The sequence below is a fragment of the Mycobacterium sp. genome (assembly GCF_004298145.1).
Classification (GTDB): Bacteria; Actinomycetota; Actinomycetes; order Mycobacteriales; family Mycobacteriaceae; genus Mycobacterium.
The window spans coordinates 1-24,693 of record NZ_SCRH01000030.1 but is presented as its reverse complement, the minus strand read 5'-3'; the positions used below and the strand labels follow the sequence as shown (position 1 = coordinate 24,693).

19 protein-coding genes and 1 pseudogene are annotated in these 24,693 nt (G+C 68.3%); 11 read left to right on the top strand and 9 right to left on the bottom strand.

The window, feature by feature from the left end:
- From EPN51_RS10555 to EPN51_RS10540, 4 genes are read right to left on the bottom strand one after another with little or no spacing between them, the layout of a single operon-like run.
- Positions 1–954: an SDR family NAD(P)-dependent oxidoreductase gene (locus EPN51_RS10555; protein WP_293041720.1), complete on the bottom strand. Its 954-nt coding sequence runs from the start codon at positions 952–954 to the stop codon at positions 1–3.
- On the bottom strand, positions 947–2,818 hold the full coding sequence (locus EPN51_RS10550; protein WP_293041717.1) for an NAD(P)/FAD-dependent oxidoreductase: 1,872 nt from the start codon (positions 2,816–2,818) through the stop codon (positions 947–949). The genes EPN51_RS10555 and EPN51_RS10550 overlap by 8 nt, the downstream gene beginning before the upstream one ends.
- A gap of 5 nt (positions 2,819–2,823) precedes the next feature.
- Positions 2,824–4,200: an aromatic ring-hydroxylating dioxygenase subunit alpha gene (locus EPN51_RS10545; RefSeq protein ID WP_293041714.1), complete on the bottom strand. Its 1,377-nt coding sequence runs from the start codon at positions 4,198–4,200 to the stop codon at positions 2,824–2,826.
- Positions 4,200–5,045 (bottom strand): SDR family oxidoreductase, encoded by an 846-nt coding sequence (locus tag EPN51_RS10540; RefSeq protein ID WP_293041711.1) that lies wholly within the window; start codon positions 5,043–5,045, stop codon positions 4,200–4,202. The genes EPN51_RS10545 and EPN51_RS10540 overlap by 1 nt, the downstream gene beginning before the upstream one ends.
- A 220-nt stretch (positions 5,046–5,265) precedes the next feature.
- On the opposite strand from EPN51_RS10540, the gene EPN51_RS10535 reads away from it, so the two are divergent.
- Genes EPN51_RS10535 through EPN51_RS10510 form a run of 6 tightly spaced genes read left to right on the top strand, consistent with a single transcriptional unit; the run spans position 5,266 to position 12,710 of the window.
- Positions 5,266–6,876, top strand: a complete 1,611-nt coding sequence (locus EPN51_RS10535; RefSeq protein WP_293041708.1) for an SMP-30/gluconolactonase/LRE family protein — start codon at positions 5,266–5,268, stop codon at positions 6,874–6,876.
- Positions 6,876–7,625 (top strand): GntR family transcriptional regulator, encoded by a 750-nt coding sequence (locus EPN51_RS10530; RefSeq protein ID WP_293041706.1) that lies wholly within the window; start codon positions 6,876–6,878, stop codon positions 7,623–7,625. Before EPN51_RS10535 ends, EPN51_RS10530 begins: the two co-directional genes overlap by 1 nt.
- 1 nt (position 7,626) lies before the next feature.
- On the top strand, positions 7,627–9,261 hold the full coding sequence (locus tag EPN51_RS10525; RefSeq protein WP_293041703.1) for an AMP-binding protein: 1,635 nt from the start codon (positions 7,627–7,629) through the stop codon (positions 9,259–9,261).
- On the top strand, positions 9,254–10,036 hold the full coding sequence (locus tag EPN51_RS10520) for an SDR family oxidoreductase (RefSeq protein WP_293041700.1): 783 nt from the start codon (positions 9,254–9,256) through the stop codon (positions 10,034–10,036). Before EPN51_RS10525 ends, EPN51_RS10520 begins: the two co-directional genes overlap by 8 nt.
- Positions 10,033–11,553 carry an AMP-binding protein gene (locus tag EPN51_RS10515; protein WP_293041698.1) on the top strand — a complete coding sequence of 507 codons (1,521 nt, stop codon included), beginning with the start codon at positions 10,033–10,035 and terminating at the stop codon, positions 11,551–11,553. The genes EPN51_RS10520 and EPN51_RS10515 overlap by 4 nt, the downstream gene beginning before the upstream one ends.
- A complete protein-coding gene (locus EPN51_RS10510) occupies positions 11,550–12,710 on the top strand; it encodes an NDMA-dependent alcohol dehydrogenase (RefSeq protein WP_293041695.1) in 1,161 nt (386 codons plus the stop codon). The genes EPN51_RS10515 and EPN51_RS10510 overlap by 4 nt, the downstream gene beginning before the upstream one ends.
- Positions 12,711–12,730: 20 nt before the next feature.
- Here the strand turns inward: EPN51_RS10510 and EPN51_RS10505 are convergent, their stop codons facing one another.
- Positions 12,731–13,213 (bottom strand): SRPBCC family protein, encoded by a 483-nt coding sequence (locus EPN51_RS10505; protein WP_293041692.1) that lies wholly within the window; start codon positions 13,211–13,213, stop codon positions 12,731–12,733.
- 66 nt (positions 13,214–13,279) lie between these two features.
- Between EPN51_RS10505 and EPN51_RS10500 the strand changes: the two genes are divergently transcribed.
- Positions 13,280–13,657 carry a nuclear transport factor 2 family protein gene (locus EPN51_RS10500; protein ID WP_293041690.1) on the top strand — a complete coding sequence of 126 codons (378 nt, stop codon included), beginning with the start codon at positions 13,280–13,282 and terminating at the stop codon, positions 13,655–13,657.
- Positions 13,658–13,700: 43 nt separating this feature from the next.
- Positions 13,701–13,922: a hypothetical protein gene (locus tag EPN51_RS10495; RefSeq protein WP_293041687.1), complete on the top strand. Its 222-nt coding sequence runs from the start codon at positions 13,701–13,703 to the stop codon at positions 13,920–13,922.
- Between the two features lie 122 nt (positions 13,923–14,044).
- On the opposite strand, the gene EPN51_RS10490 is transcribed toward EPN51_RS10495, so the two are convergent.
- Positions 14,045–14,782 carry a DUF899 domain-containing protein gene (locus EPN51_RS10490; RefSeq protein ID WP_293041685.1) on the bottom strand — a complete coding sequence of 246 codons (738 nt, stop codon included), beginning with the start codon at positions 14,780–14,782 and terminating at the stop codon, positions 14,045–14,047.
- Between the two features lie 27 nt (positions 14,783–14,809).
- Positions 14,810–15,577 carry an SDR family oxidoreductase gene (locus tag EPN51_RS10485; protein ID WP_293041682.1) on the bottom strand — a complete coding sequence of 256 codons (768 nt, stop codon included), beginning with the start codon at positions 15,575–15,577 and terminating at the stop codon, positions 14,810–14,812.
- Positions 15,578–15,734: 157 nt separating this feature from the next.
- On the opposite strand from EPN51_RS10485, the gene EPN51_RS10480 reads away from it, so the two are divergent.
- Positions 15,735–16,691, top strand: coding sequence for a sigma-70 family RNA polymerase sigma factor (locus EPN51_RS10480; protein WP_293041680.1), 957 nt, complete (start codon positions 15,735–15,737; stop codon positions 16,689–16,691).
- Between the two features lie 169 nt (positions 16,692–16,860).
- A complete protein-coding gene (locus EPN51_RS10475; protein WP_293041677.1) occupies positions 16,861–21,702 on the top strand; it encodes a cation-translocating P-type ATPase in 4,842 nt (1,613 codons plus the stop codon).
- Positions 21,703–21,750: 48 nt separating this feature from the next.
- Here EPN51_RS10475 and EPN51_RS10470 read toward each other — a convergent pair whose 3' ends face one another.
- Together EPN51_RS10470 and EPN51_RS10465 are read right to left on the bottom strand one after the other, a co-directional pair.
- On the bottom strand, positions 21,751–23,337 hold the full coding sequence (locus EPN51_RS10470) for an AMP-binding protein (RefSeq protein WP_293041675.1): 1,587 nt from the start codon (positions 23,335–23,337) through the stop codon (positions 21,751–21,753).
- Complete coding sequence (locus EPN51_RS10465) at positions 23,327–24,232, bottom strand: SDR family NAD(P)-dependent oxidoreductase (RefSeq protein ID WP_293041672.1); 906 nt, start codon at positions 24,230–24,232, stop codon at positions 23,327–23,329. The genes EPN51_RS10470 and EPN51_RS10465 overlap by 11 nt, the downstream gene beginning before the upstream one ends.
- Positions 24,233–24,522: 290 nt before the next feature.
- Here EPN51_RS10465 and EPN51_RS10460 point away from each other — a divergent pair.
- Positions 24,523–24,693 (top strand): annotated as a pseudogene (locus EPN51_RS10460) (cutinase family protein); the annotation flags it as partial.

The following is a 24,693-nucleotide window of genomic DNA, read 5'->3' as shown; positions in this document are numbered from 1 at the left end:
CTAGCCATTGAGTGCTCCTTGATCGGTCGAGCCATGTAGTTCGTTTGACCTCTGCGCCAGATCGAAGCTGTAGCGGATGTGCTGGTGATGTCCATCCGGGACGACGGGAAAGATGAGGGGCGCCTCGACGTACCGGATGGCATCCAGATGGTTGCCGACGTCCTCGATCGTCCACGATGACCGGCACACGCCCGGGCTCTCCGCGATGACCGCCCGCGCCACGCGACCCGCCAGCGCGATGAACAGTTCACCGGTCACCGAGCAGGATTCGTGTGCGAGCCAGCCCACCACGGGCGCAACGAGTTCCGAGCCCATCGGCGGATAGGCGGAGGTGTCGATGCCTTCCGCCATGCGCGTCACCGCCGCCGGCACGATCACATTGCACCGCACACCCTCGGCGGCGCCTTCGAGCGCGGCGACATTGGCCAACCCGATCACGCCGGCCTTGGCGGCCGCGTAGTTGGCGACGCCGTGGTTTCCGTACAAACCGCCGATCGATGACGTCAGCACGATGCGGCCGTAGCCCGCCTCGCACATGAGCGGAAACGCCGGTCGCACCACGTTGAACGCGCCGCGCAAATGCACGTCGAGCACGGCGTCGAAGTCCTCGTAGCTCATCTCCTTCAGCGAGCCGCGACGGACATTGCCCGCGTTGTGCACCAGGATGTCGATGCCGCCGTAGTGCTCGAGCGCGGTCGCGATGATCGCGTCCCCGCCTTCGGCGGTCGCGACCGACGCGCCGCAGGCGACGGCCTGTCCCCCGGCCGCCGTGATCTCGCCGGCCACCTGCTCGGCCGGACCGGGGTCGGCCCCTTCGCCGTCGAGTTTGCCGCCGGCGTCGTTGACGACCACCTTCGCCCCGCGCGAGGCGAGCAGTTGCGCGTACGCGCGCCCCAGGCCGCGGCCGGCGCCGGTCACCACGGCAACGCGGTCGTCGAATCGCAAGTCAGCCATCTACGTTCGCCAGGACCAGGCCGTCGAGATCACCTTTTGCGCGCCACTGACTGAGCAGGTCGTCGAACACGTAGAAACCCGGCATGTAGGGGTCGCCGATGGCCGAGCGGATGCCCTCGCCGCCCCCGCCGCCCTCATTGTTGTAGTAGCCGGGTGTGCAGGAGACCGCGAATTCCGCACCGTCTATCGAGGTTTCGCGGATTGTCTTGACCCAGTTGTCTTGAGCTTCCTGGCTCGGCTCGACCGTCGTCGCGCCGCGCGCCGCCGCTTCGGAGATGATGTAGGCGATGTGTTCGGCTTGTTGCTCGAGCATCGCGGTGGTGTTGCCCGTGACGCCGCCCTGGATGAAGCCGGTGAAGAACTGGTTGGGGAAGCCTCGGGTGGTCATACCGTGCAGCGATTTATAGCTGTCGCCCCAGTGATCGAAGAGCGAGAGGCCGTCGCGGCCCTCGATCACGTCGATGGCGTACCGCCGTCTGATATCGGTGGTGATCTCGAAACCGCTGGCGAAGATGATGCAGTCGACTTCATGTTCGACGCCGTTGGCAACGATGCCCCGCTCGGTGAGGCGTTCCACGCCTTTGGATTCCGACACATCGACCAGGGTGACATTCGGGCGATTGAACGCCGGCAGGTATTCGTCGTTACTGCAGGGCCGCTTGCACATGAAGCGGTAATACGGTTTGAGCGCCTCGGCGGTCTGCGGGTCGTCGACGAGCTGTGCGACGCGGCGCCGCAACCGCTCCATCACCTTGTAGTCCTCTTCTTCGCGGATCGCCATGACCTGCTCGATGGTCAGTGCCGCGGGATCGTCGGCGGCCGCGATCCGTGCGGTCAGGTTGCGCCCGAGTTCAGTCCAGAAATCGCAGACCAGGTCGGGCTCGTCGAACACCGCGCCCTCTCCCAACGGTGACCAGCGGTGGAAGTTGCGCTTGCGCTCCTTCTGCCAGCCGGGCGCCAGCGACGCCGCCCACCGCGGGTCGGTCGGCTGGTTGCCGCGCACGTCCACCGATGAGGGCGTGCGCTGAAAGACGTAGAGGTGCTGGGCGTCTCGGCCCAAATGCGGAACCAACTGCACACCGGTTGCACCGGTGCCGACGAGCGCAACCCGCTTGTCATGCAGCTTGTGCAGTCCGCCGTTGGCGTCCCCGCCCGTGTAGTCGTAATCCCAGCGGGCGGAGTGGAACATGTGTCCCTTGAACTCCGTGAGCCCGGCAATGCCCGGCAGCTTGGGCCGGTTGAACGAGCCCTGTGCCATCACCACGAACCGGGCACGGATATCGTCGCCCCGGTTGGTGTGTAACCGCCAGCGCTTGATCGTGTCATCCCAGCGCGCCGTACGAACCTGGGTGGACAGGATCGCACCGTCGTAGAGCCCGAAATGCTTTGCGATACCGCGGCAGTGCTCGTAGATCTCGGCGCCGTCGGCGAACTTCTTCGACGGAAGGTAGTCGAGTTCCTCCAGCATCGGGACGTAGCAGTAGGCGTCGTTGTCGCACTGGATTCCCGGGAAGCGATTCCAGTACCAGACGCCACCGAAGTCCCCGCCCATCTCGATGATGTGCACGTCCTCGACGCCGGCTTTCTTGAGGTACGCACCCGCGAGCAGACCGGCGATGCCGCCGCCGAGCACGGCCACGTCGACGTCCTCGTCGATCGGCGTGCGCGGTGTCACCGGCGTGTGGGGATCGACCTCGGCGAATTCGGCCAAGTCGCCCTTGAGTTCCAGGTACTGCTTCGAGCCCTCCGCACGTAGCCGCTTATCGCGCTCGAACAGGTACTTTTCGCGCAGCGCATCGATATCGATGTCGTCCGGCGTCTGCGTAGGTCCGCAGGGATCGGACCGCCTATCAAACTGGGTCATCTAGCTCAAAGCTCCTGTGGTTCGCCGGTACCCATGTATCTCGACAATTGGTGGTGCAGGTTGACGGTGCTGCGCTCGCGGTACGGGTTGGGCTTGGTACCTGGAAAGCCGAGCGACTTCATGCCCTGCTGCACGGCGGCCATGTTGGAGAAGTCCTGCGGCAGGACCGACCGCCACCGGGGGTCACCGACCGGTGTGTACTCCCATTCCGTCTGGGGCTCTTCGTCTTTCGGATACAGCTCGAAGACCGACACCTCGAAGATGCACTTGTCGGGGTTGTAGCTGGGGTGCGGCCGCGCGCTGTAGCACAGCGCGCTGGTCAGGCCCTGCCCGATCTGGAAGTTCGGAAAGATCTGCCACGCGGTGCCGGCCTGCCCGAGGATGTCGGCGGGAATCGTCGGCCAGATCACGCCGCGGGCCTCGTCGTCGCGGCGTGCCGCCGCCAGCCAGTGCTCGAGGACCTTGTCGGCCGGTGTCCCTTCCGGCAGCTCGTCGACCAGTCGCTTGGCCGCGTTCACCAGCGTCTGGGTGGTGGTGGCGTTGGTTTCCTCCATCGTGTACACCTGCATTTCCGCGGTCGACACACGTGGGTCGGCGCCGATACCGAGGCGGATCTTGGACTTGGTGGCCTCCATGTCCGCCGGAGCGTCGTAGCCGATGTTGCTGTGCTTGCCTTGGGCTTTCGCCCATCCCTTGAACTCGCCGAATTTATTGAACTCGGGATGCGTGGTGTAGACGTGGTAGGTCTCGTTGAAGGCCTCCAGCGCGACTTTCCAGTTGCAGTCGAAGGGCAGCCACTTGCGCCATTTGTAGCGCATGTTCTCCAGGCCGAACGGGTCGAGGATCTTCGCGGCGGGGAAGAGGTAGTCGGCCAGCGGCTCGCAGTCGGGGTCCATGTTGATCCACAACCAGCCGCCCCACGTGTCGACCCGGACCGGTCGAAGGTGGGTGTTGTCGGGGGTGAGGGCTTCCTGCCAGTCCTGTTGTTCGCGGATATGAGTGCAGGCTCCGTCCAAGCCATAGGTCCAGCCGTGAAAGGCGCAGACGAACGACTTTCGGGTGCGCCCGCAGGCGTTCTTGGCACCCTCGGGGGTGTCGATCAGCCGGCGGCCGCGGTGCATGCACACGTTGTGGTGCGCGTGAAATTCGTTCTCGCCGGTGCGCACCACGATGATCGAGTCGTCGAGGATGTCGTAGGTCAGGTAGCTGCCCACCTCGGGCAACTCCTCGACGCGGCCGACCTGTTGCCAGACCCTGCGCCACAGCCTGTCCCGCTCGGCGCGGGCATAGGCCTCGGAGATGTATGCTTCCACGCCGATCGTCATCGGTTTCGAGAGTTCCTCGGCCGCCACGGAATTCACGCTTTTATCCAGATCTGTCATCACATCCTCCTAATGTCCGCACGGAAGGATTCGTCTTTGAGGAACAGCGACGTGTTGTCGGCACCGAGATGGCTCCATTTGAGGTCCAGCCCGCCGTCGACGAGCAGCGTCTGGCCGGTGATGTAGCTCGACATCTCCGAGAGCAGAAAGAGGATGGCGCCGGCCTGCTCCTCCGGCCGCCCACGCCGGCCCATCGCGATCGCCTGCCGGTCCCGCTCGGGGTCCTCGTCGACGTAGGTGCGCGAGGCCGCCGTCTCGGTGACGCCGGGCGCCACGGCGTTCACCCGGATCCCCGCCGTAGCCAATTCGAGGGCCATCGTGCGGGTCATCGCGGCGATCGCGGCCTTGGCGGTCCCGTAGGCGATGTGAAACGGCGCGGTGTTGATGCCGCTGATCGACGAGATCGACACGATCGACCCCGGAAGTTGCTGCGCGACGAGCTCGCCCGCGACGGCCTGACTCATGAAAAAAGCCGTTTCGAGGTTGTCGGCGAAGATCTTGCGCCAGTCGCTGCGTGCCACCCGGGTCGACGGCATCCACGTCGACGGCTGCGCGCCGCCGGCGACATTGACCAGCCCGTACAAGCTCCCGTCGGCGCGGCGCGCCTGGTCGATCACCGCGGCGATGCCCTCGTCGGTGGACGCGTCGGCCGCGACGGGCACCACGGGAAGCCCCTGTCGGGCCAGCGGAGCGACGTGCTCGTCGAGGTTTTCCTTCGATCGGCTCACCGCGATCACCGTGGCCCCGGCCCGCGCGGTCATGGCCGTGACGGTCGTGCCGATGCCGCCACCGCCGGCGCCGGAAACCACCACGACGCGACCGTCGAGCCTTACGAGATCGACCATGACCTGCTTTCGCCTGCCGCCGGCGCCGTCCAGCACCAACAGCGGGATCTACCGCTGATTTGTCCGGACAAAGCATCCCATTCTGTCCATTGGAGAACACTATTCCGATCGGCGGACATCGCTGTCAAGATCGGCCCGCAATGCTTTGGCGGCTATTGTCTGGACTACGAGGAATTGATAACGTCCAGCCCAACCGGCTGACGGAAGGACCTCGGCGAGCATGTCCATCTCAACGCAGCCATCGCGGTATGCGCCGGCACACCCGATCGATGTCGCGCACGGCTGGGGGCTCGAGCGGATCACCGCGCCCAGCCGGCTGTTCGGCGCCAACGGCTTGCGCACCGGCCCGGACGGCCGCATCTATATCGCCCAGGTGACCGGCAGCCAGATCAGCGCGCTGGATCACCGCACCGGGGAGCTGGCGACCGCCAGCCCCAAGGGTGGCGACATCGTGGCACCCGACGACGTCGCGTTCGACGCGAGCGGCAACCTGTACGCGACCGAGGTGATGGACGGCCGGGTCAGCGTGCGCGACACCAGCGGTCGGACACGAGTGCTGCGCGACGACGTGCCATCGGCCAACGGCATCACCTTCCACCGGGGTCGGCTGTTCATCGGTGAATGCCGTGCGGGTGGACGGCTGCTGGAATTCGACCTGGGGGGCGGCCCGCCGCGGGTGCTGTTGGAGAACGTGCCCTCACCGAACGCGATGGAGGTCGGACCGGACGGCCTGCTGTACTTCCCGGTGATGGGCGCCAACGAGATCTGGCGCGTCGACCCCGACGGCGGCGAACCACAGTGTGTCACGGGCGATCTCGGTGTCCCCGACTCGGTCAAGTTCGACGCACAGGGCTACATCGTGTCGACACAGGTCGCGAGCGGGCAGGTGCTGCGCATCGATCCTCGCAGCGGCGAACGGCGGCTGCTGGCCCAGCTGAATCCGGGCCTGGACAACTGCACCTTCGTCGGCGACCGGCTGTTCGTATCCAATTTCACCGGCGAGATCACCGAGATATCACCCGACGGCACGGTGGCATCCGTGTTGCCCGGTGGGCTCAACTGGCCGATGGACCTGGCGGTGGGCCACGACGGGCAGCTCTACATCGCCGACGGCACGTACTTTTACATCGCCTTGCCCGACGGCTCCCTGCACACCGTCGGAATGTTGTTCAGCCCAGGCTATCCCGGATTCCTGCGCGGCGTCGCCGCGAGCGGGCCCGGCGAGTTCGTCGTCACGACATCGGGCGGCCAGGTCGCCCGCTACCGACCCGAGGCGAGCGAAAGCGACGTGCTGGCAGACGGTTTCGACCAGCTTTATGGCGTCGCGGTGAGCCCGGGCGGTGTGGTGTTTGCGGAGTTGGGCACCGGGCGGGTGCTGTCGCTGCGGTCGGGGGCCACCGAGGTGCTGGCGACCGATCTGCGTGAGCCGGTCGGCGTCGCGATCGACGCCGACGGGACCGCTCTGGTGGCGGAGGCCGGCGCCGGGCGGGTGGTCCGGGTGAACGGGTCGAGAGTCGACACCGTCGTCGCCGATCTGCAACGCCCGCAGGGTATTCTGGTCCAGGGCGACGTGCTCTACGTCGTCGACGCCGGCGCCAAGGAGTTGATCGCCTTCGATCTGAGCGGCCACGCGCGCCAGACGGTCGCGTCCGGGCTGCCGGTCGGCCCCCCGCCGGGCTTGACGCCCAAGCCGCTGCGCGGCATGCCACCGTTTTCCGGACCGCAAGGCCCCTTCGCCGGTATCACCGCCGCGGCCGACGGAACGCTGTACATCTCGGCCGACGGCGACGGCAGCGTTCTGGCCTTGCGCCCGGCAGGACACGGTCGCTGATGTCCCAGGCCGTCGCGGGCGACCACCGCTACCTCCAGATCGCGCGCACGCTGCGCAAGGAGATCGTCGACGGGGTGTACCCGGTGGGCTCGCAACTGCCGACCGAGTACCAGCTGTGCGAACGCTTCGCGGTGAGCCGCTACACCGTCCGCGAAGCGCTGCGCCGGCTGCGCGAGGACAACCTGGTCGCGTCCCGACCGCGGGCGGGCACCCGGGTGGTCCCCCGTCCGGCGTCGAGTTCCTATGCCCAGGACGCGATGTCGATCGACGACCTCCTCGCGTTCGCCGCCGGCGCGCAGCTGACCATCGAATCCAACGCGATGGTGACGATCGATGACGAACTCGCCGCCCGGACCGGGCTCGAGGCCGGCACCCAGTGGCTCTCGGTGCGCGGCTACCGGCAGGCCGATGGCGCATCGGTGCCCATCTGCCGAACGGAGTACTACATCAGCCGCGGTTTCGCGGCGGTCGGCCGGCTGCTGCAACGCCATGCCGGCCCGATCTTTCCGTTGATCGAGGACCTGTTCGGGGTGAGCGTTTCCCAGTTGCACCAGGAGATCGCGGCCGTCCTGTTGTCGCCGGAACTGGCCGACGGTCTCGGCGTCGAAGCGGGAACGGCCGCGCTGCAGATGCGGCGCACCTACACGACCTCCGACGGCGAGGTGGCCCAGGTGACGATCAACACCCACCTGTCGTCGAGGTTCCGGTACGCGATGACCATGCGTCGCGTCACCGGTCAGGCCGGTTGAGTTGATCACCGGGACCCGCCACGACGCGGCGCATGCATCAGAGTCATACCGGCACGGGCTGTGGGTGCACACCACGCTGGCGGATTCCCTGCGCACGGCCGCCGAGCGATCGCCCGAACGAACGGTGTTGGTGGACAGGGAAGTTCGGCTTGACTGCGCCACACTCTACGCGCAGGCACGCGGGCTCGCGGCCGCCCTGCTGTCACGCATGCCCACCGGCAGCGTCGTGTCGTTCATGCTGCCCAACTGGCACGAGGCCGCCGTCATTTATCTGGGCGCGACACTGGCCGGCATGGTGGTGAACCCGATCCTGCCGTCGCTGCGCGACCACGACCTACGTTTCATCCTCGAAGACGCCGGCACCGCAATCGTTTTCGTCCCACACCACTACGGCGGCCACGACTACGCGGCGATGGTCGAACGCGTGACGGCCACGATGAACCCGGCGCCGGAGGTGGTGGTGCTGCGCGGCTCCGAAACCAGGCATGCCGGATCGCACACACACTATCCGGACCTGATAGGCCGGCCGCCGGCTGCCCTGTCGCTTCCGGCACTGGACCCCGATTCCGTGCGGATGATCCTCTACACATCCGGCACCACGAGCCGGCCGAAAGGCGTCCTGCACACCCACAATTCGATACACGCCCTGATCTGTCAGATCCGCGACCACTGGATGATCGATCCGAGCGACGCGTTCCTGGTCCCCTCGCCGGTCGCCCATATCGGCGGCTCGATCTACGCCTTCGAATGCCCGCTGCTGCTGGGCACGACCGCCGTGCTGATGGACCGGTGGGATCCGTCGGAGGCGGTCGCTCTGATGAACACTGAACGGTGCACCCACATGGCGGGGGCCACACCGTTTCTACAGCAGCTGCTGTCCGCCGCCGAGCGTGCCGGCACCCGCCTGCCCGACCTGAAGGTGTTCATCTGCGGTGGCGCATCGGTATCACCGTCGCTGATTCGCGGCGCCGCACAGTATTTCGATCATGCGGTGGTTACCCGGGTGTACGGCTGCACGGAAGTCCCGGTGACGACCATCGGAGCGCCACGGCCGGACGAGGCGGACCGCGCGGCGGACACCGACGGCAGGGCCGGCATCGCCGAGATCAAGCTTGTCGCACACGAGGCCGCGCCCGCGGGTGACGGGGAGATCTGCGTGCGCGGCCCGCAGATGCTGCAGGGTTACCGCCATCGGCAAGACGACGCGGACTGCTTTGATGCCGCAGGGTTTTTCCGCACCGGCGATCTTGGGCGCTGGGTCTCAGCCGGTGCCGAAGATCGGTACCTCGTCGTGACCGGCCGGGCCAAGGACGTCATCATCCGCAGCGGCGAGAACATCTCGGCCAAGGAAGTCGAGGACCTGCTCGCCGACCATCCCGGCATCGCCGAGATCGCGGTGGTCGGCCTGCCCGACGAACGCAGGGGGGAACGGGCTTGTGCGGTGATCGTCCCCACCGGCGCGAAGGCCCCGGACGTCGCGAGCCTGCTCGCGCTGCTGGTCAGCAAGGGGGTCGCCAAATTCAAGGCACCCGAACAGGTCGTGATCACCGATGCCCTGCCGAAGAACGACGCTGGCAAGGTTCTCAAGCATCGGATCCGAGCGGCTCTCACACGGGCGGAGACAAAGGATGGGTGAGATGCAGGTCGCAATCGTCACGGGAGCAAGCGGCGGCATCGGCCTGGGGTGCGCCACGAAGCTCGCCGAGATGGGCATGGCGGTCCTGGGCACGGGCCGCGACCAGGACCGGCTGGGCGAGCTGGAAAAAACGGTCAACGATCCGGATCGCGTTGCGACGCTTGCTGTCGACTTGACCGACGACGACGCGCCGCGCCGCATCGTGGACCTCGCCGTGGCCCGGTGGGGCCACATCGACTTCCTGATCAACAACGCTGGAGTGGGCAGCCCCAAGCCGCTGCACGAAACCGACGACGAGACCCTGGACTACTTCCTGGGTTTGATGCTGCGCGCACCTTTCCGCCTCGCGCGCGACGTGCTGCCACACATGGGACCCGGGTCGGCGATCGTCAACGTGACATCGACGTTCGCGGTCGTCGGCGGCCTGCGCGGCGGCGCCTACTCCGCCGCCAAGGGCGGCCTGACCGCGCTGACCACTCACATCGCCTGCCAGTACGGCGCCTCCGGCATCCGCTGCAACGCCGTCGCGCCCGGGGTGACGGTGACGCCGATGGTCGAGAAGCGGTTGAAGGACGAGCGATTCCGCAAGATCAACACCGAGATGACGCCGCATCAGCGGTTGGGCCGCATCGACGACATCGCCAGCACCGTCGCCTTTCTGTGCTCGCCGGGCGGAAGTTTCATCAACGGCCAGACGATCGTCGTCGACGGCGGATGGAGTTCGACGAAATATCTATCGGAGTTCGCCTTGTCCTCGCAGTGGATCGAGCGATGAATCTCTTCGTGGCGCTTGACCATGCCGCGAGCCGGTTCCCCGATCGCGGCGCCGTGTATCACGGGGATCGCTGCCTGTGCACCTGGGCTGGGTTGCGGGACCGGGCGTTACGCCTGGCCGCGTCGATCCGGCAACAGCACGCGGCGGGCGCTCGCATCGCGATCGCGACCCACAACCGTCCCGAGATCATCGAGCTGATGTTCGCGATCTGGGCCGCCGAGTGCGTCGTCGTCCCCATCAACTACAAGCTGCATCCGCACGAGATGGTCCAGATCCTCGACGACGCGGGCGCAGCGCAGGTGTTCGCCTCCTCGGCGATCGGCGCCGAACTGGAATCCCTGACCATTGCACCCGTCGAAACCCTTGATTCCGAAGCCTATTCGCGCCGGCTCGACGTCGCCCCGTCGGTGCCGCCGACCACCGACCCGTCGGCGCTGGCGTGGCTGTTCTACACCAGCGGAACGACCGGCCGATCGAAGGGTGCGATGCTGTCGCACCGCAACCTCACGGCGATGGCCGTCGCCCACCTCGCCGACATCGACGCCCCGGACGAGGGCTGCAGCCTGCTGCACGCGGCACCGATGTCGCACGGCTCCGGCCTCTACGTCCTGCCGTACGTGCTGCGCGCCGCCCGCCAGGTGGTGCCCGCATCGGGCGCGTTCGATCCCGACGAGTTCCTCGACCTCTGCGAGCACCACCCGGCCGGCAGCGCCTTTCTGGCCCCGACGATGGTGCAACGGCTGGTCGATACGGGCCGCGGCCGTCCGGCCAACCTCAAGGCGATCGTCTACGGCGGCGGGCCGATGTACGTCGAAAGCCTGCGGAAGGCGATCACGGCGTTCGGCCCGATCTTCGCGCAGATTTACGGGCAGGGCGAGTCACCGATGACCATCACCGGGCTGCGTTGTGCCGACCACGAATCCGACGACGAAGCGATCCTGGGGTCGGTCGGCTATGCGCGGTCCGGCATGGAGGTCGCGGTGCTGCGCGCGGACGGCCACCCGGCGCCCGCCGGCGAGATCGGCGAAATCGTGTGCCGCGGCGACGCGGTCATGTCGGGCTACTGGCAAAACCCCGGCGCGACCCGCGCCACGCTCAAAGACGGCTGGCTCTACACCGGCGACATGGGTTCGTTCGACGCGCGCGGGTTTCTCACGCTGCGGGATCGATCGAAGGACGTCGTCATCAGCGGCGGCAGCAACATCTACCCCCGGGAAGTGGAGGAGGTCCTGCTCGAACATCCCGGCGTCGCGGAGGCGTGCGTGGTGGGCACGCCCGACGCCGAGTGGGGTGAGGTGGTGGTCGCATTCATCGTCGGCGCCGTCGATCCCGCGGCGCTGGACGCGCATCTGTTGCGGCGCATCGCCCGCTTCAAACGGCCCAAGCGCTACGAATTCGTCGACGAGCTACCGAAAAACAGCTACGGCAAGGTGCTCAAGCGCGAACTGCGGGCCGGCCTGGCGCCGCAGCCCCCGCGGCGCCTCGAATGCCACGAGACATCAAGGAGATCGCAATGAAGTGTCGTGCCGCTGTGATCCGCGGGGTCGGCAGGGACTGGGAGATCCGTGAGATCGAGCTCGACCCGCCCCGTGGCGGTGAAGTCCTGGTGCGAATGGCCGTTGCCGGAATCTGCCACTCCGATGACCACCTGTTCACCGGCGACGTGGTACCGACCCCCGAGGTGCTGGCCGCGAGCGGTCAACCCGCACCGGACTGGTTCCCGCTGCTCGGCGGTCACGAGGGTGCCGGCGTCGTCGAAGAAGTCGGGCCGGGCGTGACGACGGTGCGGCCCGGGGATCACGTGGCGCTCTCCTTCATTCCCGCGTGCGGCAGTTGCCGGTTCTGTGTGGACGGCCAGAGTTACCTCTGCGACATCGGCGCGAGCCTGTTCGTGCGGGAAATGCCCACCGACGGTACGTGCCGCCGGCATCTCGGCGACGAAAACCTGTTGGCCTATGGGCAACTCGGTACGTTCGCGGAATATGCCGTGCTGTCGGAGAGATCGGTCATCAAGATCGACGACGCGATTCCGTTCCATGCCGCCTCACTCGTGTCCTGCGGCGTCAGCACCGGCTGGGGTTCCGCGACGGTGTCGGCGGGCACCGAACCCGGCGACACCGTGGTCGTCATCGGCGCCGGCGGCGTCGGAATGAACGCCCTGCAGGGAGCGCGCGCCGTCGGCGCAAAATATGTCGTCGCGGTGGATCCGGTTGATTCCAAGCGGGATTCGGCCAAGATCTTCGGTGCCACCCACACCGCCGCCACCGCTCAGGACGCGATTCCGTTGGTCAAGGAGATCACCGCCGGCCTGATGGCCGACCGCGTCGTGGTCTGTCCCGGCGTGGTGCGCGCGGAGTTGATCCCGTTGGCGATGGCGCTGCTTCGCAAAGGCGGGATCTGTGTGCTCACCGGCATCACCCCGTTCACCGAGCCTCCGATTCCGTTGGTCCTGCAGGAGATGACGCTGTCGGCCAAACAGCTCAGGGGGGCGCTGTACGGCGGGATGAATCCCCGCACGAGCGTGCCGTTGCTGCTGTCGTTGTATCAGGCGGGCGCCGTGAAACTCGACGAGTTGGTCACCCGTCACTACCGCCTCGACCAGATCAACGAGGCGTTCGTGGACCTGCGCGAGGGGCGCAACATTCGCGGCGTCATCGATTTCGCCGGGGTGTGACCAACTCATCTTCGCACTGGTCAACCGGATTCGAAGTGCCTCCGAATGCCGGCCAGCATCTTGATATGCGCCTTGACCCCCTCGCGAATCGTCACCCCGGCCAGCAGCCGTGGGGCGGTGATCCCGATCCGCTCGGTGACCCGGGTGCCGCCGTCGACCGGGTCGAAACTCACGCTGCCGCGTAGCCGCACCCCGGGCGACTGATCGGCCTCCGTCAGCACGTCGCCGCTGGCGGGCACTCGCAGCCGCGCCCGATAGGAGGTCCGCATCGTGAACGGCCCCAGTGGAATTCGGTCGACCACCCGGTAAGCCTGTTGGTAGCCATCCTGGGTTTCGCTGCGGGACAGCGTTTCCACCGACACGATCAGCGGGTGCACGAGTTTGATGTTGTCCAGGTCCACGTAGAAATCGCGCACCGCATCGGGTGGCGCGGGCACCTGCTCGGACAGCGTCCGGTCGGCGTGGACGAAAAACAACGACCGGCCCCGCGAATGTAACGCCACGGCGACAGTCTGCCGGTTTTTTCGCCCTGGCGTTACGCTCGGCGCAGTGCGAGGAGCGGAGACATCATGGGCGACGCGCCGCAAGGTCAAGTGGTCGAGCGCTATCTGGAATGCCTGGCCGCTCACGACTGGGACGGACTGGCCGACACCATCGCTGAACAAGGCCTGACCCGGGAGGGCCCGTTTTGCGACGTCGTCGAGGGCAAGGCGCACTATGTCGCCTACCTGCGCAAGGTATGCACCGATATGCCGGGCCATCGGTTGCACGTGCACCGCGTCTCGCACGTGGACTCCAGGGTCTCGTTCGCCGAGCTGTCCGAGACATTCGAGATCGACGGCGTTGCGACCACGTGGCCCGAATGCATCCTTTTCGAGCAGGACACTGACGGCCTCATCTCGCGGGTGAGCGTGTTTTTCAAGCAGCGGCGGCCCGGCCCCACGTAACGATCTATTCCGTCGGCCGCGGAATTGACCTAGCGTGTCATGGATGGAGGCAGATGGAACTCCGGAGTCGGTGCCGGTCGAGAAATTGCACTCGGGCGACCCGATCACCGATTGTGGTCGGCGGTACATAGTTCTCGAATCGAAGGCGCTCAGCGACTGCGTGGTGCTCGAACTCGAGTCCCGGGTGGACCACCAGCTGCAGGTCATCGAGAAATCATTCCCCGCTGGGTATCACGTCGGCAGGGCGAACCACCGAATTTTATAGCCGCGGAGTTCTCGGCGAAATATTGCGCGAGTAGCCGGTCGACGGCTACCGCGCATTCGTGATTCTCGGGCTTTGTCACTCCGTTGCGGTCGAGGTGAAAAATGCCAAACGCGCTGCGCCACTTAGCTCCCGCGCGGCGGCCGGATGTCGTTGGGATCGTTCGGGTCGGGCTCACCGAACCAGCGTGACGGCTCGCGTTCGCCGTATCTGTCGTGCCAGTCCCACCATTCGTAGGGAGCGGTCTGCGGGTAGCCCTCGGGCGAATCCTCCCAGTTTTCCTGGCGTCCGAGCGCGGTCATGTCCAGGAAGCTCCAGGTGGTCCCCAGCGCCTCGTCGCCGCGGTTATTGACGAAGTAGGTGCGAAACACCCGATCGCCGTCACGGATGAAGGCGTTGGTGCCGTGCCATTCGTCCACGCCGAAGTCGGCGTCAAAGCCGTCGGTGATCGTGTACCACGGCATCTTCCAATCCATCCGGGCCTTCAGGCGCTCGATGTCGGGCTGCGGTGCCCGCGAGGCGAACACCAGCGTGGTGTCGCGGGCGTTCAGGTGGGCGAGGTTGCCGACATGATCGGCCATCATCGAACAGCCGCGGCAGCCGTGCTCGGGCCAGCCGTCGATGTCGGGCCCGTAGAAGGCGCGGTAGACCACCAGTTGACGCCTGCCCTGGAACAGGCCCCGCAGGCTGACCTTGCCCTCGGGACCCTCGAACTCGTAGTCGGAGTCCACGGCCAGCCACGGCATCCGCCGCCGCAGGGCCGCAAGCGCGTCACGGGCCCGGGTGAGTTCCTTCTCCTTTTCCAGCAGTTGTCGGTGCGCGGCCGCCCACTCGCGGGCCGACGCAATCGGGGGTGTGTTCATCGCTGTGCGCCTTTCGATCTCGGTGTTTCAGGTCAGCGGCGAGAGGCCGGCGGAGGTGAGCAGGTAGGCATCGTGGTCCGGGCCGGCGGTGGCGAGCTCGAGCACAGCCTTGCCCACCTGTTCGGCGGTGAGCGCGGGTCCGGCGGTCTCTAAGAAGGTGTCGACATCGACACCCTGGCGCCCGGCGTAGGCCGCGACGGCGACCGCGCCCAGGGCGGTGGCCGGCGTCAACCGCGGCAGCACGGCGGTGAAACCGATTCCCAGCCCGGCGCGTTGCGATTCGATGGCGGCATAGCCGGCGACGAACCTGACGGTCGCCTTCGCACCCGCATAACCGCCGGACAGCGGTGATCCGGCCAGGGCGGCGCCGCTGGACATCACGATCACCGAGCTGCCCGGCGCCAGCGGATGCCGCAGCGTGTGGCGGACCCAGTGAAACGCCTGCGCCACGTCGGAATTCCAGTTGTCACTGAACGTCTCCCAGCTCTGATCCTGGAGCGGCGCCATCCGCGGTGTCGCCCCGGCACACAGCACCAGTGTCCGCGGCCGGTACCGGTCGATGAGCCGGCCGGCGGTCAATGGATCGGCGGCGTCGGCCACCTCCGGGGTGAAGGTGTCACCCAGCTGGGCGCGCACCTCGTCGAGTTGTGATCGGGTGCGCGCGACACCGACGACCTCGGCGCCCGCCGTCGACAATGCGGTGGCGATGGCGCGGCCGAATCCGCGGCCGGCTCCCGTCACGATCGCGGTGGTGCCGACGAGCCCGTCGGTGGTGGGGGTTGGGATCTGGTTCATTTCGTGCTCGCTTCCTCACGTGGACCACGGCCGTGCCGCGGCTTCACTAATTCAGATACGGCGCGGCACCCGGATTCATCGCGGGAGGACCGATGAATTTCGGCGGTCGGATGTCTCTACGGGGGTAGGTTTGCCTCGCGGCCGAGAGGAGAGGGTGGTGCCGGCGCAGGAGGAGTTCGTCGAGCGGGCGGCGCCATTTCGGGCCGAGCTCATCGCGCATTGCTACCGCATGTTGGGTTCGGTGCACGACGCCGAAGACCTCGTCCAGGAGACGTATCTCCGGGGCTGGCGCGGTTATGCGGCGTTCGAGGAACGCGCGGCGTTGAAGACCTGGCTGTACCGCATCGCGACGACCGCCTGCCTGCGCGCGCTGGAGAGCCGCGCCCGCCGCGTGCTGCCGGCCGGAGTGGGTGATGGCTCGATCGACCCGGATGCCGATCTCGAGGCGAAGGCCGGTGCGCACGCGTGGCTCGAGCCCATCCCGGACGCCATGATGTTCAACAGCCCCGAAGAGGACTTCACCGCGAAGCAGAGCGTGCGGCTGGCCGTGATGACGGCCCTTCAGGAGCTTCCGGCGCGCCAGCGCGCGGTGTTGATTCTGCGCGACGTCGTGCGATTCAGCGCCGCCGAGGTTGCCGAACTCCTGGAGACCACGCCCGCCGCGGTCAACAGCTCGCTGCAGCGCGCGCGGGCCCACCTGGCCGAGCTGTCGGTAACCGAGGAACGCATGAGCGAGCCCGGCGACGCCCGGCGGCGCGAACTGCTCGACCGGTATTGCGCGGCATTCGAAAACGCGGACATGGCGGCGCTGACCGCGCTGCTGCAGGAGGACGTCAAACTCGAAATGCCGCCTCTGCCAGTATGGTTCAGCGGGCGGGAGACGGTGCTGCAGTTCCTCGCCGCGCGTGCCCTGGCCCAGCCCGGCGATGTCGTGATGATCCCGACCGCCGCGAACGCGCAACCCGCCGTCGCCGAGTACCGCCGCGCCGCCGACCGGGTGATGCGGGCCCATTCGATCCACGTGTTGACCACGGGTGCCGTCGGGATCGCCGGCATCACCGTCTTTCTCGACCCCGGCCTGTTCAGCGCGTTTAGTTTGCCCTCGAGCCGGTAATGTTTCTGCCAGGGACGTGATCGCAGCCCTGCTGTCTCGGGAAGCCCGACCTGCATCGTCCGGCATCGTCAGGGGTGTCGTCGCAGGGGTTACCTTCCCGCCCACGTGTGGACAGGTCCTTCACACGCCAGGATCATTAGGCGCGGGAGACGTAATTGAAGGGTGACGAGTGAAGATTCCCGGCGTTTCCAGCGTCGTCGCTGGTGTGGCCGGCGGAGCCGCGCAGGTGGTGCGGGCCGGCGTATCGACTGCGGCGGGGGCCGCCGGTGCACTGCAGACGTTGGCCGGCCCGGTCGCCGAGCTGGCGGGCCCGGTCATTCATTCGGTGGCTCAAACGACCGGGCGAGCAATCGGGTTGGACAATTCCACCGACGGCGCCGCCGCCCCCATCACGCCGCCGGTGCGCTGGCACAGCGGGCAACGCGTGCATCTGGACCTGGACCCGTTGCTGCCGTTCCCCCGCTGGCACGAGTACGCGCCCGCCGTCGAGGAGCCGGTGCGCAGAATCCCGGGCGTGGCCAAGGCCCACGTCGAGGGTTCGTTGGGCCGGTTGGTGGTCGAACTCTCCGACGACGCGGACCACGACGCCGTCTTGGACGAGGTGCGGTCAACGGTGACGTCCATCGCCGCCGACATCACCTGGTCGAGGTCGGAGTCGGCGCCGCTTTCCGCGCCATTCGCCGACCCGGGCAACCCCCTGGCGATTCTGGTGCCCCTCACCGCGGCGGCAATGGATCTGGTCGCGATGGGCGCCGCGGTCACCGGATGGGTGACCCGGCTGCCCGCGGCCCCGCAAACCACCCGAGCGGCGGCCGCGCTCATCAATCATCAACCGCGCATGGTCTCGATCCTCGAGGCGCGGTTGGGCCGGGTGGGCACCGACCTCACGCTCGCCGCGATTACGGCGGCCGCCCACGGCCTGACCCAATCGATCGGCACGCCGATGCTCGATCTGACGCAGCGCACCCTGCAGGTCTCCGAGGCGACGGCGCAGCGCCGCGTGTGGCGCGACCGAGAGCCCCACCTGGCAACCCCCGACCGGCCACAAGCCCCGGTGGTCCCGGTGATCTCGTCGGCCAAGTCGGGGGTGCCCCGGCACAGCTGGGCGGCCGCGTCGGCGGGTGAGGTGTCGCACGTCGTGGTCGGCGGAACGATCGACGCCGCGATGGACAAGGCGAAAGGCTCGATGGCCGGGCCGGTGGAAAGCTATGTCGATTCGGCGGCCAACGGCTCGTTGATCGCCGCGGTGAGTGCGCTGGTGGCCGGTGGCGGCACCGAAGATGCGGCCGGGGCCATCGAGGCCGGCGTGCCGCGGGCCGCGCACATGGGCCGTCAGGCGTTCGCGGCGGTTTTGGGTCGCGGGCTCGCCAATTCCGGGCAACTGGTTCTCGACCCGGGCGCACTGCGCCGCCTGGATCGGGTGAAGGTGGTCGTCATCGACGGCGCCGCGCTGCGCGGCGATCACCGCGCCGTCTTGCGTGTCCGCGGCGATGCGCCCGGCTGGGACGATGACCGGGTCTATGAGGTCGCCGACGCGCTGCTGCACGGCGAAGAGGCGCCCGAACCCGACCCGGACGAGTTGCCGGCGACCGGCGCCTGGCTGAAATGGGTTGCTTCCCAAGGATCTTCGGCTACACCCGCGCAGGGCCTGGAGAGCGCCGACCTGATGGTCGACGGCGAACGCGTCGGCAGCGTCGACATGGGCTGGGAGGTCGACCCCTACGCGATTCCGCTCTTTCAGACCGCGCACCGCACGGGTGCGCGAGTGGTGCTACGCCACGTCGCCGGCACCGAGGACCTCACCGCCAGCGTCGGCGCGACGCACCCGCCCGGCACGCCGCTGCTGAACGTGGTCCGTGAGCTGCGGGCCGATCGCGGACCGGTGCTGCTGATCACCGCGCTGCACCGCGACTTCGCATCGACCGACACCCTGGCCGCGCTTGCGATCGCCGATATCGGTGTGGCACTTGATGATCCGCGTGCCGCCACGGCATGGACCGCGGACATCATCACCGGCACCGACCTGGCCGACGCGGTGCGGATCCTGTCGGCTATCCCGGTGGCCCGCTCGGCGAGCGAATCGGCGGTGCACCTCGCCCAGGGCGGCACGACGCTGGCCGGGCTGCTGCTGGTCACCGGTGAGCAAGAAACAACCACCAACCCGGTGAGCTTTCGGCGCTGGCTCAACCCGGTCAACGCCGCCGCGGCCACGGCGTTGGTGGCCGGAACCTTCTCGGCCACCCGGGTGCTCCGGCTGCCCGACCCGACCCCGCAGCCGCTGACCGCCTGGCACGCGCTGGATCCCGAGATCGTCTATTCGCGGCTGGCGGGTGGGGCGCGCCCGCTGGCCGTCGAGACCGAACCCTCGTGGCGCCGTCGTCTCGACGATCTGTCCTACAGCCCGGGGCTGGCGCCCCTGCGCAAGCCCTTGCATAACGCGGCCCGGCTGGCGTCGGCCACCCGGACCGAACTCGCCGATCCGCTGACTCCCATCCTGGCCGTCGGGGCGGCGGCCTCGGCCATCGTCGGCAGCAATATCGACGCGCTCCTGGTCGCGGGCGTCATGACCGTCAACGCGATAACCGGTGGGGCGCAACGACTCCGGGCCGAGTCCGCGGCCGCCGAACTGTTCGCGGAGCAGGACCAGATGGTGCGCCGGGTGGTCGTCCCGGCGGTCGCTACGACGCGGCGACGGCTCGATGCCGCCCAGCACGCCACGCGGACGGCGACGGTGTCGGCGAAATCGCTGCGGCCCGGCGACGTCATCGACCTGGCCGCACCCGAAGTGGTGCCGGCCGATGCCCGCCTGCTGGTGGCCGAAGACCTCGAGGTCGACGAGTCCCTGCTCACCGGCGAGTCGCTTCCCGTGGACAAGCAGGTGGATGCCGTCGCCGTCAACGACCCCGACCGCGCCAGCATGCTCTTCGAGGGCAGCACCATCGTCGCCGGCCACGCCCGGGCGATCGTCGTGGCCACCGGGGTCGGGACCGCCGCGCATCGCGCGATCTCGGCGGTCGCCGGCGTCGAAACGGCGGCCGGGGTGCAAGCCCGGCTGCGGGAACTCACCAGCAAGGTGCTGCCGCTGACGCTGGCCGGCGGTGCCGCCGTGTCGACGTTGGCGTTGTTGCGCCACACGCCGCTGCGTCAGGCGGTGGCCGACGGCGTCGCGATCGCGGTGGCCGCGGTGCCGGAGGGGCTGCCCCTGGTGGCCACCCTCTCCCAGCTCTCGGCGGCCCAGCGGCTGACGGCCCGCGGCGCGCTGGTTCGTGCGCCGCGCACCATCGAAGCGTTGGGCCGCGTCGACACCGTCTGTTTCGACAAGACCGGCACGCTCACCGAAAACCGGCTGCGCGTGGTGTGCGCCGTGCCGGTCGGGGCCAACCCGCACGACCCGTTTCCCGAACTGACCGATCCGCAGTCGGCGGGGCTGTTGCAGGCCGCCGCGCGGGCGTCCGCTCAGCCGCAGGACGGCCAGGGGCACGCCCACGCGACCGACGAGGCGATCCTCACCGCGGCGAATTCGCTGAACGGCCACGGCGATTCGGATTGGACGATGCTCGCGGAGGTGCCCTTCGAGTCCAGCCGCGGCTTCGCCGCCGCGATCGGTGCTTCGGGCCACGGCGGCATTGCCAATGGGCACCCCTCGGACACACCGGTGCTGATCCTCAAGGGGGCTCCCGAGGTCATCCTGCCGCGCTGCCGGTTCGCCGAGCCGGAGGCCGACCAGGAGCGGGCGGAGACGGTTGTCCGCGGTCTTGCCGAACAGGGCTTGCGAGTGCTCGCGGTGGCGCAGCGCGGTTGGAAACACGAGACCGACGACGAGGACACCGACGCCGACGCCGTGGATGCCGCGGCGCAGAACCTCGAACTGCTCGGCTACGTCGGGTTGGCGGACACCGCCCGGGCATCGGCGCGCCCGCTGATCGAAGCGCTGGCGGACGCCGACCGCCACGTCGTGCTGATCACCGGCGACCACCCCATCACCGCACGGGCGATCGCCCGGCAGCTGGGCCTGCCCGCGGACGCGCGGGTGATCACCGGCGCCGAACTCGCCGGCCTCGACGAGGACGCGTGCGCCAAGATGGTCGCCGATGTTCAGGTGTTCGCGCGCGTCAGCCCCGAGCAGAAGGTGCAGATCGTGGCCGCCCTGCAGCGCTGCGGGCGAGTGACCGCCATGGTCGGCGACGGCGCCAACGACGCCGCCGCCATCCGGATGGCCGACGTGGGGATCGGGGTGAGTGGGCGCGGTTCGTCGGCCGCGCGCGGTGCCGCGGACATCGTGTTGACCGACGAGGATCTGGGCGTGCTGCTCGACGCGCTGGTCGAGGGCCGCAGCATGTGGGCCGGCGTCCGGGACGCCGTCACCATTCTCGTCGGCGGCAACGTGGGCGAAGTGCTGTTCACCATCATCGGTACCGCCTTCGGCGCCGGCCGCGCGCCGGTCGGTACCCGTCAGCTGCTGTTGGTCAACCTGCTCACCGACATGTTCCCCGCGCTTGCGGTCGCGGTCACGTCGCAATACGTCGAACCCGACGAGGCCGAGTACCGATCCGCCGAAGAGGCCGAAGAGGCGCGCCGGCAGCACCAGCGTGCGGTGCTGACCGGTCCCACACCCTCCCTCGACGCCCCGCTGATGCGTCAGATCGTCACCCGCGGCGCCGTGACCGCGGCCGGGGCGACGGCCGCGTGGGCCATCGGCCGCTGGACGCCGGGCACCGAACGCCGCACGGCAACAATGGGTTTGACCGCGCTCGTCACGACGCAGCTGGCGCAGACGCTGCTGACCCGCCGGCACAGCCCGCTGGTCGTGGCGACCGCCCTGGGCAGCGCCGGCGTGCTGGTCGGCATCGTGCAGACCCCGGTGCTCAGCCAGTTCTTCGGCTGCACGCCACTGGGACCGGTCGCCTGGTCGGGTGTGTTGGGTTCCACCGCGGGTGCCACCGCGATCTCCGCGCTGGCGCCCAACTGGCTGGCCAAGCAGGTCGCCGCCCTCGAGCCAGCCGAGGAGTGAACGGCGCGCACCGTGGAGCGGCGCGAATAAGGAGCCGGACGATCGTGTTCAGCCGGACAAGTCCTTGCGCAGCACCTTGCCGGTGGGATTGCGCGGGATGCTGTCCACGACGTTGATGTCGCGGGGCTGTTCGAAGCGCGAGACTCGACCCCTCAAGTACTCCCGGAGCTCCGGCACGTCGATGTCGCTGCCCGGCTGCGCCACCACGAACGCCGCCAACCGCTGACCGAACCGTTCGTCGGGTACGCCGATGACCACGTTGTCGGCGATGGCGGGGTGCTGGGCGAGCGCGTTTTCGACCGCCCGCGGATAGACGTTCTCGCCGCCGGAGATGATCATGTCGTCTTCGCGGCCGACGATGAAGAGCCGGCCCGCGTTGTCGAGATAGCCCATGTCGCCGGTGCTGGTCATACCGCGCATGCCGTCAATGACGGCCTTCGCTTCTTCGCCGGGGGAGCCACCGGTGTAGCCCCTCCCGGCCAGGTCGCCGCCGACGAAGATGCGCCCGGTCACCCGCGGCCCCACCGGTCGGTTGCCCTTGTTGAGGATCCGCACCGGGCACCCCGCGACCGGCTTTCCGACGGTTTCGGGAGCCTCACGCAGGTCCGCCGGCGTCGCCAGGGAACCGATGCCGACCTCGGTGGAACCGTAGCCGTTGTAGAGGATGTCGCCGTAGGTGTCCATGAACCGCTGCCCCAGCGTGGGGTCGAGGCGGTCCCCGCTGGACATCACCACCCTCAGGTACGGCAGCGGGTTTCGCGCCCGCACCCGCTCGGGCAGTTCGAGGATGCGCGCGAGCACGACCGGCACCGCGGTGAAGGCGTCGGCGCGGTGCAGCGACGCCTGGGCGAGCGCGGCTTCGGCGTCGAACTGACGATGCGTGAGCACCGTGCCGCCGAGGGCGACCGTCAGCATCAGCATGCCCAGCCCCAACCCGTGAAACATCGGCATTGCCACCGAGATTCGTGACCCGGTATGCAACCGGGTGCGGTCGAGGATCGTCACCCAGACGCCCACCGCGGACCGCATCTCCGGTGCGCGCGGCACCCCTTTGGGTTTGCCGGTGGTGCCCGAAGTCAGCAGCACGATCCGGCCGGGTGCGGCCACGCGCGGTCGCCGGGCGCCCTCGTCGGCGGTCACCGTCGCCGGGTCCACGGTGCGGACCGTTTCGTCGGCCGCCCGGACTCGCTCGGCGAATTCGTCGTCGGCGACCATCGTTGAGATGTGGTGGGCTTGCACGACGGACGACAGCGCATCGCTGCGGAACTCCGTGCTGATCGGGACGACGTCGGCGCCGAGCAGCGCGGCGGCGAAAACACCCGCGACGAAACCGCGTCCGTTGCGGCACATGACCCCGACCGCCTGGCCGGGGCCAACTCCATCGCCCGACAACCGCCACGCCAGCGATTCGGTTTCTCGTTGCAGCCGGCGATAGCTCAAAGCGCCGTCGTCGTCGACGATCGCCGTCCGGTTCGGCCAACGGGCCGCCGTGACCGCCAGCAGCGTGTAGGGATTCGTGCCACCCCGGCGCGCCTCCCGAAGAAGCCGCACAACCGAAAGCGGCGAGGGCGGACTGAGCAGGCCCGAGTGCAGCAGCGCGCGGGCGGCGGTGGTGACCACGCGGTCATTCGTCATGATCGGCCTCGTCGGAAGGGCTGAAGAAGCGGCGATGCCACAGCCGGGCGCCGTAGTCGGCCGGCCCGGCCAGCAGCACCGACGCCAACTCGGCCGGCAGCACCCAGGGCGGTTCGAGGGTGCGGGGCCGCTCGATGACCGCTTTGGCGACGGCGTCGGCGGCTTCGTCCGGAGACAGCCCGGGAAGCCGGCTCAGCAGGGGCGTGGGCGCGATCATGCGGGTGCGGACCAGCGCGAAGTAGACCGTGGTGACATCGACGCCGTCGGCGTGCAGTTCCGGGGCCACGCTGCGCAGCCAGCGGTCGAAAGCCCCCTTCGACGCCTGGTACGCACCCCACTGCGGGCCGGGCACCACCCGCACGCCGACGCTGGACACGTTCACGATGTGCCCGCTGCCGTTGTCGCGCATCGCCGGCAACAGTCCCAGCAGCAGCCGGACGGGCCCCAGGTAGTTGATGTCGATGGTGCGCTGGAAGTCGTGCGGGCGGTCGTACTGGTCATGCAGCGAGCGGCGCAATGACTTGCCGGCGTTGCTGATCACGATGTCGAGTGGGCCGTGCTCCTCGGTGATCTGCTTGGCCAGGCCGCTGACCGCCGCTTCGTCGGTGAGGTCGGTCGGGTAGGCGACCGCGCGCCCGCCGCCGGCGTTGATCGACGCTGCCAGGTCGTGGAGCCTTTCCTCGGATCGGGCGACCGCCAGGACGGTCGCACCGGCGGCGGCCAGGCTGCGCGCGGTCGCCTCACCGATGCCGTAGGAGGCGCCGGTCACCAAGGCGGTCTTGCCGGAGACGGCGGCGCGCAGCTTGTCGGGATCCGACACCCGCGCCGGATTGGCCACGTGGTCTCCCGCTTTGTTGAAGACCGTTTTCAGGGCCTGCGCTATCGCGTTCAACATCGCTGCCGCATTCACTCGAGCCGCTTGCCGGGGGTGGCTGTTGCTCAACCCGTCCCCCCGACTAGTAACCACAAGTAGCAGACCACATGGCGGTCCGGGACCGCGCTCCGGCCCGGCCGTGGCAATCGTGATGAGGCGCGGAACGCGAAGAGTCCGGGCACCCACGCCGGATGAGCGCCGCGCGCAACCGATCTCGATCCGCCCGCATCAGCGGCGGTTCTTTTATGAGAACACAGTAATTTCGGCGTTTCCTCTGTTTAACCGGCGTGTTGATTGGGCACAATGGCGGCATGTTTGCGCGTCAAATAGTTCGTTCTCTCGGTCCAGCAGTAGTGATCGCAGCATCGGGCATGGCCGCGTCGGCCGTGTCCGGTTCCGTCATACCCGCCGCCTCGGCCCAATGCCCGGACGTGCAAGTGGTCTTCGCCCGCGGCACCGGCGAAGCCCCGGGCGTGGGACCC